The sequence below is a fragment of the Sellimonas catena genome (assembly GCF_027924685.1).
GTDB lineage: Bacteria > Bacillota > Clostridia > Lachnospirales > Lachnospiraceae > Sellimonas > Sellimonas catena.
Genome location: NZ_BSBO01000012.1, coordinates 40,420 through 54,018, shown reverse-complemented (window position 1 = coordinate 54,018; position 13,599 = coordinate 40,420). Strand labels below are relative to the sequence as shown.

Annotated in this window: 13 protein-coding genes; all 13 read right to left on the bottom strand. The window is 52.0% G+C overall.

Annotated features, from left to right (window positions below; translation table 11 throughout):
• Nucleotides 1-23 precede the first annotated feature (23 nt).
• Nucleotides 24-434 (bottom strand): helix-turn-helix domain-containing protein, encoded by a 411-nt coding sequence (locus Selli1_RS18765; protein WP_009265988.1) that lies wholly within the window; start codon nucleotides 432-434, stop codon nucleotides 24-26.
• Nucleotides 435-673: 239 nt separating this feature from the next.
• Nucleotides 674-889, bottom strand: a complete 216-nt coding sequence (locus Selli1_RS07135) for a transposon-transfer assisting family protein (RefSeq protein WP_006777627.1) — start codon at nucleotides 887-889, stop codon at nucleotides 674-676.
• A gap of 1 nt (nucleotide 890) precedes the next feature.
• Nucleotides 891-4,142 carry a YodL domain-containing protein gene (locus Selli1_RS07130; RefSeq protein ID WP_257345913.1) on the bottom strand — a complete coding sequence of 1,084 codons (3,252 nt, stop codon included), beginning with the start codon at nucleotides 4,140-4,142 and terminating at the stop codon, nucleotides 891-893.
• Nucleotides 4,143-4,153: 11 nt separating this feature from the next.
• Nucleotides 4,154-4,432 (bottom strand): immunoglobulin, encoded by a 279-nt coding sequence (locus tag Selli1_RS07125; protein ID WP_257345910.1) that lies wholly within the window; start codon nucleotides 4,430-4,432, stop codon nucleotides 4,154-4,156.
• Entirely contained in the window at nucleotides 4,429-6,537 is a 2,109-nt protein-coding gene (locus Selli1_RS07120; RefSeq protein ID WP_257345908.1) for a type IA DNA topoisomerase, read from the bottom strand. The genes Selli1_RS07125 and Selli1_RS07120 overlap by 4 nt, the downstream gene beginning before the upstream one ends.
• Nucleotides 6,524-6,727 carry a hypothetical protein gene (locus Selli1_RS07115; protein WP_032554567.1) on the bottom strand — a complete coding sequence of 68 codons (204 nt, stop codon included), beginning with the start codon at nucleotides 6,725-6,727 and terminating at the stop codon, nucleotides 6,524-6,526. Before Selli1_RS07115 ends, Selli1_RS07120 begins: the two co-directional genes overlap by 14 nt.
• On the bottom strand, nucleotides 6,724-7,479 hold the full coding sequence (locus Selli1_RS07110) for a DUF4366 domain-containing protein (protein WP_257345906.1): 756 nt from the start codon (nucleotides 7,477-7,479) through the stop codon (nucleotides 6,724-6,726). Before Selli1_RS07110 ends, Selli1_RS07115 begins: the two co-directional genes overlap by 4 nt.
• The gene (locus tag Selli1_RS07105) at nucleotides 7,469-7,720 is read right to left on the bottom strand and encodes a DUF4315 family protein (RefSeq protein ID WP_118043074.1); all 252 of its coding nucleotides are present in this window, start codon (nucleotides 7,718-7,720) and stop codon (nucleotides 7,469-7,471) included. The genes Selli1_RS07110 and Selli1_RS07105 overlap by 11 nt, the downstream gene beginning before the upstream one ends.
• A gap of 29 nt (nucleotides 7,721-7,749) precedes the next feature.
• Nucleotides 7,750-9,486 (bottom strand): C40 family peptidase, encoded by a 1,737-nt coding sequence (locus Selli1_RS07100; protein ID WP_257345899.1) that lies wholly within the window; start codon nucleotides 9,484-9,486, stop codon nucleotides 7,750-7,752.
• Nucleotides 9,479-9,859 (bottom strand): DUF3851 domain-containing protein, encoded by a 381-nt coding sequence (locus Selli1_RS07095; RefSeq protein WP_425609797.1) that lies wholly within the window; start codon nucleotides 9,857-9,859, stop codon nucleotides 9,479-9,481. Before Selli1_RS07095 ends, Selli1_RS07100 begins: the two co-directional genes overlap by 8 nt.
• Nucleotides 9,859-12,258 carry a VirB4-like conjugal transfer ATPase, CD1110 family gene (locus tag Selli1_RS07090; protein ID WP_257345924.1) on the bottom strand — a complete coding sequence of 800 codons (2,400 nt, stop codon included), beginning with the start codon at nucleotides 12,256-12,258 and terminating at the stop codon, nucleotides 9,859-9,861. Before Selli1_RS07090 ends, Selli1_RS07095 begins: the two co-directional genes overlap by 1 nt.
• Entirely contained in the window at nucleotides 12,215-12,670 is a 456-nt protein-coding gene (locus Selli1_RS07085; RefSeq protein WP_257345896.1) for a PrgI family protein, read from the bottom strand. Before Selli1_RS07085 ends, Selli1_RS07090 begins: the two co-directional genes overlap by 44 nt.
• A gap of 20 nt (nucleotides 12,671-12,690) precedes the next feature.
• Complete coding sequence (locus tag Selli1_RS07080) at nucleotides 12,691-13,560, bottom strand: VirB6/TrbL-like conjugal transfer protein, CD1112 family (RefSeq protein ID WP_270666375.1); 870 nt, start codon at nucleotides 13,558-13,560, stop codon at nucleotides 12,691-12,693.
• Between the last annotated feature and the right edge of the window lie 39 nt (nucleotides 13,561-13,599).

Sequence of the window (13,599 nt, the reverse complement as noted above, 5' to 3'; positions counted from 1 at the left end):
ACAAACTGGAATTTTCGTTTTCACTATTGTTTCTTATTTGAAATCATACCACCTATTACCTGAACAATTAGAGCTATTCCAAAACCAACAACACCACCTGCTAAAGTAATTAGAATGATTTCATCATAATTAAATCTATTTGCAGCAAAAGACCATATTCCTGCTATGATTGCAAATATTAAAGCAAAGCCTACATACAATGTTCTTATAGTCTTTCTATTCGTTGTTGATACTGGTTCTATCCCTTTAAGAATATAATCAGTCGTGACTTCAAAAAGTTCACTCATAATAATTACTTTTTCTAAATCTGGTGTGCTTTGTTCACTTTCCCATTTTGATACAGCTTGTCTTGATACGCCAACCTTATCAGCAAGTTCCTCCTGTGAGTATCCGTTTTGCTTTCGTAAATATTGTATTCTGTCTGCTATATTCATCGTCAATTCTCCTTTCCCTTTTGCAAAATCATAGCATTTTTTATAGTTGCATTACCACCACCTATGCTTGGAAAAGTGTCAACCAACGGTTTCATTTAGGCTATTCGGAAAATTCTTATTTATTGCTTACATTATACTTCATCCATCTCTCTAAGTATAGTGGGCTTTTGTAAAAATGTGAGAGAAACCGCCTTTTCTTCGGACAATTTCTCTCACTATGTCATCTTGGTACGATAAATTTACTGTTCAAAATCCGGGTACAGCTCCAACTCGGCAAAGTCCTCATCGGTCATCGCACAAAGCTTCGTAAGGGCGCTGTCGGTCAGCTCCCTCAGTTCCGTTTCCTCCGGCGAAAGCTCGCCGCGCATTTCATGCAGGCTGTCAATCAGCCCGGTGCGGCTGCCGGTATTGTAAATGCACATCAGGTTCATTTCCTCAAAAGTAAAGTTTCCCATATCAAATCTCCCTTTCTGCGCTCTTTTTTTGCGCTGTCTTTTTGTGTTCTGCTTTGGGCTGGCTTTTCAGCTGGTTCACAACGGATTTCTTCTTTTCCCGTTCCTCCCGATGGGTGGCGACTGCCAGATCCATCAGGGAAATGGGCTGACCGCTTCGGGCCTGCTGTTCCAGCTCTGCCACCGTAGGCTCTTTTGTGCCATTGTTGATGATGCCGTCGATCATGCCGTAATCGTCCTCTACGGCCATCTCTGCATTTTTCAGCGGATTTTCCGGCAGGAATCCGGGGATCTGGGTAAAACCAACGCTGTCGCAGTAATGACAGGATACCTTACCGTCCTGTTTGATCGCAACGATGTCGCTGACGCTCATGGAGGGACTGTGAAAGTCTACGGGTTTTTCCAGATTGAATTGCTGATAGAGTTTTTCCAGCTGCTCCGGCACAGTGCCAGACTCACTCAGCGGAGCGGTGTAGATGAGGTCATAATTGCTGCGGTCTACGGAAACATCATGGGACTCTAACCAGTCCAGATTCATAAAGCTCACATTCTGCGGATCGTCACGGCTCACCTGGTAGATGGCAAAGCAGTTTCTGTTCTGGGAGAGAAATGCCTGTTCTCGTTCCTGCTGATGTTCCTGACGCTCCATGACCTTTTCGTGGAACTGAGGGCTTTTCTCCCATTCCTCGCGGTCTACGCCGAAAAGACCGCCATGATCCATGATCTCCTGTGGGTCAAACACCATGCTCTCCGTATTGTCCTCATGCAGCACATAGACAGTCAAACCGGCGGCATCCAGTTCCAGCGCCCGTTCTCTTGTAACAGGGAGCATCCCGTCATAAGAGTAACCGTATTTCTGCATATCCGGTGTGGAGACCTGCTCATCCGGCGTTGGGTATTCATCCAGCGCCTGCTCCTGTGCCTCCGGCAGCTGGGAAGAAGCAGTCATCTGACTGGCCTCTGCCTGCATCTGCTGGTAGGCAGCTTCCTGCAAAGTCTCAATCATGGACAACGGTGCGTATTTTACAGAGTCTCTGTCCAGATCGTTGTCATCACAAATCTGGAGAACTGCCTTCATGCGGGAAAGCTCCGGCATATCCAGCTGACCGCCATCCAGCTCTTTCATGGACGCGGCATCGTAAAGGGTGTAGTCCCAGCCGCTGTCACAGGGCTGGATATGAAGATAGGTGGCATCGTCGATCAGAAACAAAGCCTCCTGCTGGTTGGCGTCTGCCCCCAGCGCCTCCATTTCCGGCATGGCCGCAGCCAGTTCCTTTACTGCTTTCTGTACCAGCGGATTGTCACGGTAATAGTCGATTGCCTGAATAGTGTCCAGGTCAATGGTCTGCCCGGTCAAAATCGGAAAAGGTCCTTCATAGTCGCTTCCGTCTTTCAGCTCAAAACCAATTCCTTTGATCCCGTTCATTCGCTCTGCCGGAATCTCCTGATAAATGCGGACAGCTTCCTCCAAAGACAGGTTATCGTGGTATTCTCCGAGGTTTGGAAACTCCATGCACTCTGCTACATAGTAGGTTAGATTGCCAGTCGGCTGCTCTATCGGGGCGGTTTCCGGCTCTGCTTTTGTATTGGGGTCAATTCCACGCTCTTTGCAGATTTCCTTATAGTGGCGCTCAATATCAGAGATCAAAGTGCCGGAGGTCTTATTGATGGTCTCCAAACTGGCTCTCAGCTCTTTCAGTTCCTTGCCCTGACTCCAGCTGGCAATATAGCCGAAGCTGTTTTCTCCGGTCTCGATGCCAAAATACTTACAGACCGCATAGGAGATGCTTTCAGCCTCCACTTCCTCCGTGTGGCGATTTTTGATTGCCTGTTTTTCTGCGGTTGGATCTTCCTCAACTGCAAGACGCCATTCAAACTGATTTTCGTCCACATAGCGCCAATCCATATCAGAAGCAAACTGTTCAGCTTCTCTTTCTGTGGCAAAATCCAGCTTGAAATCATGCTTGGTTCCACCTTCGCTTTCCAGCACAACCTTCCATGACGGTAGCATTTCATATTTTTTAGGGTCATGGAGCTTGCTGTGGGCAATCTCGTGGACTGTGGCCGAAACCGTCTGCACCTCACTCATGCCCTGACGAATGGCGATTTTCTGATGATCGGCAGAAAAATAGCCGTCCGTATCGGCGGCCATTGCTTCAAAAGTGATCGGCACCGGCGCACTGCGGCGCAGGGCCTCCATGAATGCCTCATAATTTGGCACATTGCCAGAAAGGGAGGAAGCAAGCTCCGGCAAAGGTTTCCCGTCGGTCTGGCTCACATCAAAGACCTTGACCGGGCGGAACATGGGGATCTCGATTTCTTTTTCCTCTGTAACAATCTTTCCGTCTTTATCCAGAATCGGAGCCTTGGTATCCGGGTCCAGTTTCTGCTCCTCGATTTTCTTCTTGTACGGTGTGGGGGCGATGATGGTAATGCCATGCTCGCCCTTTTTTACATGACGCTCAAACTGGTCTTTCCACTTATTGTATCCGGCTACCAAAGTGGCGTCCGGCTTCTGCATATAGATAAGCATGGTGTTGTTTACCGAATAGCGGTGGAAGCGGGACATGACGGACAGATAGCGCATATACTTTTCGCTCTCAAACAGTTCTTTGATGCCCTGCTCGATGCCATCCGTGATTTCCCTTAGCCGCTCTCGGTTGGTGGGTTTGTTCTCAGCCATGATTTTCAATCTCCTTTCCAAGTGTGTGATTTCTGCTGTGTGTTCTGCAATCCATGCCTTTTGTTCTTCTTCACTTTCATAAAGAAACAAGTCCAGCAGGTACTCTACATAGGTTTTCTTCTGGATCGCTTCCACAAAACGGGGGTGCGGTTCTTCCTCCGGTGTCCTGGGAGAATTGTCGATCTCCCATTTTTTCAGCAGATAGTAGTAATCGGACAGTACGCGATAACACCGCTGCCGGTCCTCCCGAAACTGCTGTGCCTCGGTTTTCTGCCGGACATACCTCCTGCGGGGAGGGGCCTGACTGTCATAGATCAGGCCAAAGTCCTGTGCCAGTTTCTCCGCAGCTTCTTTTGGGGAGAGGTCAAAGAGCTTTGCGGTAAAGTCGATCACATCCCCATCTGCACCGCAGCCAAAGCAGTGGAACCGCTGGTCTACCTTCATGCTGGGGTTCTTATCATCGTGAAAAGGACAGCAGGCCATGCCATTTCGCCTGACTTTTATCCCATAAAGCGCTGCCGCTTCTCTGGTGCTGACTGACTGCTTGACTGCTTCAAATACATTCTCTGCCATGTGCCTTTAACTTAACTGCTGGACTTTCTCACAGGGGGCTGGTATCCGGCAGCTTTGGCCCGTTCACTGGCAGCTTTGCGGCGTTCGGCGCTGTATGGCTCCCGGACGGATACACACCGCTTGGGAACGGTAAAGTTATGGGCGTCCTTTCGGGTGATCTGGTCGGGGTGCTTTTTTGCCAGCAGTTCCAGCTTCTCCATCAGACGGGGATCGTGGGTATATACCTTGGCCATTGGCTCCGCCTGGTTATAGAGGAGAATGGTTTCCCGTTCCACTAAAGAGAGCTTCATCGGCTGCCTCCTTTCCGCTGGTCAAATTCCAGCTTGAAGTTGGCGTACTGTCCATCGTCCTCCAAAACCACAGTGGCATCGTAGGGCTTGCCGGTTTTCTCCGAATATAGGCCCGTTACACGGACACGGCCATCTTTCAGCAGTGCAGACACCACAGCCTTGGTCGGCTGTTTTTTCTTGGCAGCCCACCATTTGTTATTTTTCCAGATTGCAAATTTGCAAGAATCATTCTGACAGAAGAAGCCTTTTTGCAGTTCTGCAACTTCACCGCCGCAGCGAGGGCATTTGCCCACCACCTCACGGGGCGGGGTGAACAGGTACTCGGTTCCCTTGATGACCTGATAAGTCCCCACCAGGTCTCCCAGCATGGCGCTGATCCCGTCCAGAAACTCCTCCGGGGCAAGCTGCCCGCGCTCGATCTCGCCCAGGCGGTACTCCCACTCGGCAGTCAGAAGCGGCGATTGCAGCTGTTCCGGCAAAACCGTGATAAGGGAGACTGCATCGTGGGAAGGGAGAAGCTGCACCGTTTTCCTGCTCTTTTTTCGTTCCAGAAAACCGGCAGATACCAGCTTTTCCAAAATACCGGCACGGGTTGCCGGTGTCCCCAGACCTTTTCTCTCGGCATCCTCCGGCATATCCTCTTTTCCGGCAGTCTCCATCGCGGACAATAGGGTGTCTTCCGTAAAGTGCTGGGGCGGACTGCTTTTGCCTTCTTTGACGATTGCCGCAGAAACCGAAAGGGTCTGTCCTTCAGTCAGCTCCGGCAGGGCTTTCTCTGCGCCCTCTTTTTTCGGCTCCGCATCCTTCATTTTGGCACGGTAAGCGTCCTCCAGTGCTTTCCATCCGGGGTGCTTCACCGTTTTTCCTTTGGCGGTAAACTCCCCACCGGCACACGCTGCAATCACAACGGTTTCCGAATAGATATGGGGCTGGGCTACGGCGCACAGCAGACGCAGGGCCACCAGCTCCAGCACCGCTTTTTCTCCCGCAGGAAGGGCAGAAAGGTCTGCATCCTTGAGATTCCGGGTAGGGATTACTGCGTGATGGTCGGTTACTTTCTTATCGTTGATGACCGTCTGCGGATCACAGGTAATGGCGATTCCTTTGCGAAACGGCATAGCATTGGCAACCAGATTGACCAGCACCGGCAGGCTGTCTGCCATATCACCGGTCAGATAGCGGCTGTCAGTACGGGGATAGGTGCAGAGCTTCTTTTCATACAGGCTTTGCAGATAGTCCAGGGTCTGCTGGGCTGTAAATCCAAGCAGGCGGTTGGCATCTCTTTGCAGAGTAGTCAGGTCATAGAGGGCAGGCGGCTTTTCGGACTTTTCCTTGCGCTCCACCTTTTTGATTGTGACAGTTGCACCCTGGCAGGCTTCTTTCAGCTGCTCGGCAGCGGTCTTATCCGCCATACGCTCCCCGGATACGGTAAGACCGGCCAGCTCCAGCGCCACGGTATAAAAGGGAACCGGCTTAAAGGTGTCGATCTCAGCTTCTCGCTGGACAATGAGCGCCAGCGTTGGGGACATAACGCGCCCGATGTTGAGTGTGCGGTGATACAGCACGGAAAAAAGCCTTGTGGCATTGATCCCCACCAGCCAGTCGGCCTTGGCACGGCAGAGGGCAGCATCCCGAAGTCCGTCATAGTCCGCACCGGGGCGCAGGTTTGCAAAGCCCTCCCTTATGGCGGAGTCCTCCATCGAAGAAATCCAGAGCCTTTTCATCGGTTTTTGACAGCCTGCCAGCTCATAGACGCTGCGGAAAATCAGCTCGCCCTCGCGTCCGGCATCGCAGGCATTTACCACTTCCGTCACATCCGGGGCATTCATCAGCTTTTTGAGAATATCAAACTGCTTTTTCTTATCCTTTCCCACCACCATCTGCCAATGCTCCGGCAGAATAGGCAGGTCATCATATCGCCACTTTGCGTACTTGGAGTCATAGCTGTCTGCGTCCGCAAGACCGGCCAGATGACCCACACACCAGCTGACACGCCAGCCGTTTCCCTCCAGATACCCGTCCTTACGGGCAGTTGCGCCGATCACCGCAGCCAGACTTTGTGCAACCGATGGTTTTTCGGCAATTACCAATTTATACTGAGTCATGATGGTTCCTCCTCTCCTTGAGCCATCGGGACATTTCCCGGTGGCAAACTCCTACGCAGGGGCTTCCATAATTTCCGCAGCCATAACAGGGGTGGCTTTGGGGCAAAGAGGGAGGACGGGAAGTTTCCTTCCCGCCCTCCGGCCTGCGTGTCATCATGCGTTCATAGGGACTGTCTGTGAAACGGGTCATTTCACGCTGTCCTCGTCATCTTCTTCTGCGCTGCCCCCGTCAGCATCCGGCTCGTCCGACTCCTCATCCTCGGTTTCCCATTCCTCGGAATCTTCCTCGCCATAATCATAATCGTCCAGACTGTCATTGCCCTTGGTCTTTGGCTTGTTCTTAACAAGTTTCAAGTAGGCAAATACGCCACCGCCGCCCAGCAGAGCCAGCAGCAGGACCAGCGCAGCCGGGTTCAGTCCGGCAGGCTTCTCTTTTTCCGGCTCCGGTGTTTCTGCCGGAGGTTCCGGTGCTTTGCCCGTACATTTGCTCATATCGGTTGCACAGACCGGGCAGGCCGTATTGACTGCCCCTGCTTCACATTTTGTCGTGCAGCTGCACACCGCAGGTGGCTCCTCTTTGGCATTTCCATCTTCCATCAACGCCATCAGATCCGCTTCATCCACCTGGTTCAGAAAGTGAACAGCGGTCTTTTTATCCTCGTTGGCCCTGTCGATCAGGATATAAAAATAGTTGCCTGCTTTGGTCGTAACAGTAATGAGCTGCTTATTGCCACCAAAATCATCCACCAGAGCGGCGTTGCCATCCGGGGTCAGCGGAGGTGCTTTTTCGGGTTCTTCCACCACCACATTGCTGTCATTGGTGGTATCCTCTGCCGGGGGCGGCGCTGCGCCCTGGGCAAAAGCGGGAACGGTAAAGCCCGATGCCAGAACCAGCGTCAGGCAAAGGGCGGAAAGTGTTCGGAGCAATCCTTTATTCCTCATAGCTGTTTTCCTCCTGTTCGTTGTTGTCATCAGCAAAACTGCCGGGAACTGTGCCGCCGGACAGCATGGCGCTCAGCTGAGCCGGGGTCATACGCAGTGCGCGCACCATCTGGACGATCTCCAGATTTTCTGCCTCGGTTTTCTGTACCTCCAGCGCCTTGAGCTTTTCCTGATACTCTGCGATCTTCTCGCGGACCTTTGTAATCTCCTGGTCAATGCGTTCAATTTTGTTCTTTGCCATCGTCTATCACTCCTTCTAAAAAATCTCGGTTACCAGTTCATCAGGCCGTAGCCCTTGATACTCTGATAATTCAGGTCATAACTTTTGATCTTGCAGGCATCGCCGGAATTTCCCTCCACGGTATAAACACGGCTGCCATCGGTGCCGATAACAATTCCCACATGGTCTGCGGAACCATCCAGATCCCAATCAAAGAAAATGGCATCGCCGGGAGCGATGTTCTCATATCCTCGTGCGCCCCACTGTCCATGAGACTGGAACCACGGAACACCCTGCCACTCACAGCCTGCAAAGCGCGGCTCACTTTTTCCTGCCTGGTTATAGCACCAGGATACGAAGCAGGCGCACCATTCCACGCGGCTGTCAAAGCCATACCAGCTCCAGTAGGGATAACCGCCCACATTGCCCACCTGACTTTTCGCCAGTTCCACCAGCTGCGGATTGCCGGGGCGGGTGCCGTTAATGAACTGCACACCGGACAAATCTTCAGAGCCGCTGGTATCAGGGGAACCGCCGCCAAACAACAGCGGCTTATTGCCCATGGTCTGTCGGTAGACCTGATACATTTCCATCTGCTCCGGGGTCAATAACTCCGACGCCACAGCAGAAATGGGCTTGCTGGTGAGTTTCACATTCAGAATGTAATACTCATAGGGGACTTCTTCTGAGGTGGTCTCGCCAGTCTCCGGGTCGGTGGAGGTCTCCGTGCGATAGCGGATCTCCACTTCCTCGGTAAGCGTCAGCTGATACTGTGCTGCAAACACACGCGCCAGCTCTGCCTGGGCGCTTTGTCGGGTATAGCCCTGCAAGACAGCAGAGAGAAATGCCGCCAGCTCATGAGGGTCATGGCCGATCATGCCAAGGTCATAGCGATACTCGTCATACCCTGGGTGGCTGCTTTCGATGTTGTCGATTTCCTCCTGCAACTGGGCTTCTCTTGCTGCATAATCTGCCTCCACCGCCAGCATTTCCGGGTCATCTGACGGATAGGTGGTGCCGGAGAGAACGGAACCGATGCTCTGCGCCATCATGGAACAGGAGGACATGGTATTCATCAGCATACAGGCGATGAGGAACAAAACCCCTGCGATCAGGAAGCCTTTCTTGTGACGCATAACGAATGCCCCTGCCTGCTGTGCCTTTTCTTTTACCGTCCTTGCGGCTTTTCCGGTTTTGGACGCAGCTTGGGCGGTATTTCCGGCAGTCTGACCGGTGCGCTTGGCAGCGGCATACTGCTTTTTGATGGCCTGCTTTTGCTGCCAGCGGGAAAGATGATTGCTGGAAAACTGAGGATTTTCCTGCAAGGATTTCTGGTACAGGACATTTACATTTGCCTTTTCCAGTTGGCGCTCTGCCTGGGCTGCTTTGCGGTACGGCTTCAGCTTGTGGCTGCGATAGCCCTCCCGCACCAGATAAGCGCCGGTCTCCACCGCCTCCTCGGACTTGTGGGCGCTTTCCACGCCCACATTGTCCTGTTCTGTTTCCCGGATCTCTTTGTGGAGCTTGCCCGCGACCAGATGGACAGGAGCTTCCTTGACCCCTTGAGAAACTTTGGAGGGTGGCTTTTTCTTGTCCTCAAAGGTCAGCTTCGAGGTCTTTTTTCCGGTATCCGGGTCAATGACCGTCTGCCTGACCTTTTTCTTTGGAATATTGGCCTGCGCCTTATCTGCTCTGGCCGCAGCTTTCTCCGCTTTACAGATCGGCTTTTCCAGCGCTGGGTCAGACCGTTCCTCATCGGTAAAGCGCAGGCGCGGTTCCTTATTCAAACCATTCTCCCAGCATGAGGGAGGACATCATGTAGTGCAGCTCTGCATAAATGGCCATCCCCACAGGATCGTTGAACATACAGCCGGACAGGTAGGCATAAAACTGTGCCACCACATCGGACAGGATCTTCGCTTCGGTTCCTTCCAGAACCAGACCGCCCATGCCTTCCTTGGCACGGATGGCACTCCAGACCTCTGCCAGACGGAGAAGCCCCACCTGACCGGTCTCATTCAGTTCGGCTGCCTGATCTGCCGCCGTGCGGCACTCACTTACCGCATCGGCCATGACTGTAAGCAGCTGGCTGCGCTGGGCATTTACCGCCCTGTCAAAAAACATCAGCGGGGTTCTATTCAAAATGTTGGGGTTCATCATCATTCATCCTCCTTTTTCAGTTCCTGGGGTTTGGTGGTCATAATGCGATAAAGTTCGGTGTTCTTCGGGAAGTGGTCTACAAACGGCAGGATCGTGGAGCCATAGAACAGCAGGCCCTCGCCCTCACCGGAGTGGGTCACATAGCTAAGCTGGTGCGTGGAAATGCCCAGCTGCTTGGCAAGGATCTGACGGTCTCCGCCTGCCTGGTTGAGCATATACACGAAGTCGGAGTTTTCAAAGATGTTCTCCACCTCACGGCTGGAAAGCAGGTCTTTGACATTCTGGGTGATACCTGTCGGAATACCGCCCCATTTTCTGAATCGCTTCCAGATTTCCACCGTATAGGCGGCGGTTTGCTCCTCCTTCAAAAGCAGGTGCATCTCGTCGATGTAATAGCGGGTGGACTTGTGAGCGGCACGGTTGATGGTAACGCGGTTCCACACCTGATCCTGTACCACCAGCATACCGATCTTTTTCAGCTGCTTGCCCAGCTCCTTAATGTCATAGCAGACAATGCGGTTATTGATGTCCACATTGCTCTGGTGATTGAACACATTGAGGGAGCCGGTTACATAGATTTCAAGGGCTGTGGCAATATACTGGGCTTCCTTTTCCTCCTGTGAACGCAGAAGGTTATATAGATCCTCCAGAATCGGCATATTCTCCGGGCGAGGGTCATTGAGATAGGTCTGATAGACCAGACGCACACAACGGTCGATGATGGTTTTCTGCACCGGCTGCAATCCGTCCTTACCGCCCACGATCAGCTCACACAAGCTGAGGATAAAGTCAGACTTGAGGGACAGCGGGCTTTCATCATCCGAATAGTCCAGATTCAGGTCCATCGGATTGATGTAGTTGGTTGAGGTAGGCGAGATCTTGATAACCTGTCCATGCAGGCGTTCCACCAAAGGTGCGTACTCCGCCTCCGGGTCACAGATGATGACATCATCATTGGTAAGCAAAAAGCAGTTGGCAATCTCACGCTTGGCGCTGAAAGACTTACCGGAACCCGGTGTACCCAGAATCAGACCATTTGGGTTTTTCAGCAGCTTTCGATCCACCATGATGAGGTTGTTGGACAGAGCATTAATGCCGTAGTACAGGGCTTCTTTGCCGTTCTGAAACAGTTCCTGTGTGGTGAACGGTACAAAGATAGCCGTAGAACTGGTGGTCAGCCCTCGCTGGATCTCGATCTGATTGAGTCCCAGAGGCAGACAGCTCATCAGCCCTTCCTCCTGCTGGAAGTCCAGTCTGGTCAGCTGGCAGTTATACTTCTGGGCAATAGAGCCTGCCTGAAAGATGTTGTTGCCAAGCTGACGGGGATTGTCCGCTGTGTTCAGCACCAAAAAGGAGACCAGGAACATTCTCTCGTTTCGGCTCTGCAAATCCTGCAACAACTTTTTCGCCTCACTGCCGTAGGTGGCAAGGTCAGAGGGAATGATGTCCATGTCGTATCCTGCGCGGACTGCTTTTTTCTGTTCCTCGATCTTACTGCGGTCCAGGTCGGTAATCTTACGCTTTACCGTCTTAATGGCTTTCACCTGATCCACCGACTGAATGTGCATACTCACAATGAGCGAACTTTCCATATCCAGAAAATCAGCCAGCAGACGGTCATTCAGCTCCGGTGCGAGAATCTGCAAAAAAGAAACAGCCCCGTATTTCTTGCCCATACGGAACTGCTTGCCGGTGCGGAACTCAAAGGAGCTTGGTGCAATAAAATCTTTCGTGGACAGACCGGAAGGAGCCAGCCAGTCCCATTCAAACTGAAATGGGAGCTGTTCGTCCATGTGGAATACCGCATGAAGCTGGGAAAGCCTTTCCTTACCGTCCAGTGTTCTGGCAGCTACGCCAAGACGCTTGAAGTTATTGAGTATATCGGTCTCAATACGCTCCAGACGGGGCTTGGCGGCTTTGATGCTGTCAGCGTCGATACCAAAGGTCAGGTATTTGGTCTTGATGAGACCGTTGTTGCCTCTGGCCAGCTGATTTTGCAGCATCGTGGTGTATTCCTCACGGATACTGTCAAAGGCATCCCCCTGGGGAGGGATGGAAATGGAGTTTGCAAAGGTCTCCTCCGATGCCGCAAGGTTCAAAAAAGACAGCTGGAAGTGGATCGAGCTGTCGAAATAATTGAGGAAATCACACCAGCCCTCAAAGATCGCGGTCTTATCTTCATTTTGGGAGAGCTGATAGTTGATGTCCTGAAACTGAATGGTCTTTGTGTAGTGGCTGTCCGATACGCGGCAGATCCCGTCTGACCACATCCGTTCATAGGTGATACTGTCCTGTGCCGATTTTCCTTTTTTGTCCGTGCGGTTGGCGCGGGCGATGGCCGCTTCGATCTGCTTCTTATCGGCGCGGGACAGCTTTTTCTTTGTCTTTACCGGCTGCATGGTCTTTTCCTCGGTTTTTCCGAACAGCCGACGCAGCCAGCTTTTCATTGCGGTGAACAATGTCATACACCTCCTTATCGAGCATTTCCTGCCGCTTTAATACGGCATAAAAGTTATTGGTCTGGTAGGGACGCTGCTTGGGACGGATCACAGCTACTTTGAGAATGTTGCCGACGATCTTTTCCAGGCCCTGTCCATGCTTTTCATACATTGCCAGCAGGAAGAAGGGCATCATGACCAGCATCATACACATGGCGGCCATGCTGTTTCCCGCAGGCTCACGGAGCAAAAAGAACAGCGGTACGCCTACAAGCGCCCCGGCGGTAAAGCAGACCAGCTGCCTTCGGGTCAGATTGAACATGACCTTGGTTTTGACTTTGGTTAAATCTTTGGGTACGGGTACATAAGCCAATGTGGAAACCTCCTTCCGTTTTAATGTGCCTGAAAGACGGATTTTGCGAGACTGCCGGTTTTGAGCAGCGTAAAGCACAGCAGTACGGTGTATCCCACGCAGCTCCAGATCGCCATGATGATGTCATCTTCCAGAGCGATGTTCTGCACCAGCACAGCATAAATTGCCACGCAAACAATGATGAGAAACGCCTGAAAGCCCAGCGCCAGCAGGGAGCGGAGGTAGTTCTGTCCCATACCGCCCCATTCCTTGCCCATCATGGCAGCCATTGGGACGGGAGCCACCGAAGTCACAAGGTAAATCTCGATCATACGGCCATAAATGACGATAAAGATACAGATATACAGTGCCCACATGGTAATGCCGATAAAGAGGGATTGGAACCAAAGCCCGAACAGCGGCCCCAGATCCATTTCCATCAGCCTCGGTTCCAAATCGGTCATAACTGAGGAAATGTCAATGGACGCATCCGAACCGATGATCCCTGCCGCCTGTGCCACCACGCTTTGCGCCATATCAAAGACGCCCATCACGATATTCCATGTGTTGGTAACAAGCAGGATAGCGGCAGCACTCTTGAATACCCACTTGAAAATCATCCAGGTATCCACATCATGCAGATTGTTCTTGTCTGCAATCATCTGGATCAGGTCTACGGTCATCACAATAGCCAGGATCACGCCTGCAATCGGCACCATAATGGAGTTTGACAGGTTCTCAATCATGCTGAAAATACTGCCATTCCATCCCTGTGGTGTCTGGCCTACCTGTACGGATATATCCGCGACCTGTTGGTTTACGCTGTCAAACATCCCCGAAAGGTTGCTCATAATACCGCCCACCAGCATTTCTTTCAGCCAATTTGTCAGGGCTTCAAGTAAGAAATCCATACGGTGTCAACCTCCTTTCCGCCGCCCCCGCAAAACTGC

Excerpts from the sequence above, each read along its gene's own strand:
- Selli1_RS18765 (WP_009265988.1), bottom strand. The coding sequence starts at position 434 with ATGAATATAGCAGACAGAATACAATATTTACGAAAGCAAAACGGATAC.
- Selli1_RS07135 (WP_006777627.1), bottom strand. The coding sequence starts at position 889 with ATGGGAAACTTTACTTTTGAGGAAATGAACCTGATGTGCATTTACAAT.
- Selli1_RS07130 (WP_257345913.1), bottom strand. The coding sequence starts at position 4,142 with ATGGCAGAGAATGTATTTGAAGCAGTCAAGCAGTCAGTCAGCACCAGA.
- Selli1_RS07125 (WP_257345910.1), bottom strand. The coding sequence starts at position 4,432 with ATGAAGCTCTCTTTAGTGGAACGGGAAACCATTCTCCTCTATAACCAG.
- Selli1_RS07120 (WP_257345908.1), bottom strand. The coding sequence starts at position 6,537 with ATGACTCAGTATAAATTGGTAATTGCCGAAAAACCATCGGTTGCACAA.
- Selli1_RS07115 (WP_032554567.1), bottom strand. The coding sequence starts at position 6,727 with ATGACCCGTTTCACAGACAGTCCCTATGAACGCATGATGACACGCAGG.
- Selli1_RS07110 (WP_257345906.1), bottom strand. The coding sequence starts at position 7,479 with ATGAGGAATAAAGGATTGCTCCGAACACTTTCCGCCCTTTGCCTGACG.
- Selli1_RS07105 (WP_118043074.1), bottom strand. The coding sequence starts at position 7,720 with ATGGCAAAGAACAAAATTGAACGCATTGACCAGGAGATTACAAAGGTC.
- Selli1_RS07095 (WP_425609797.1), bottom strand. The coding sequence starts at position 9,859 with ATGATGAACCCCAACATTTTGAATAGAACCCCGCTGATGTTTTTTGAC.
- Selli1_RS07090 (WP_257345924.1), bottom strand. The coding sequence starts at position 12,258 with ATGCAGCCGGTAAAGACAAAGAAAAAGCTGTCCCGCGCCGATAAGAAG.
- Selli1_RS07080 (WP_270666375.1), bottom strand. The coding sequence starts at position 13,560 with ATGGATTTCTTACTTGAAGCCCTGACAAATTGGCTGAAAGAAATGCTG.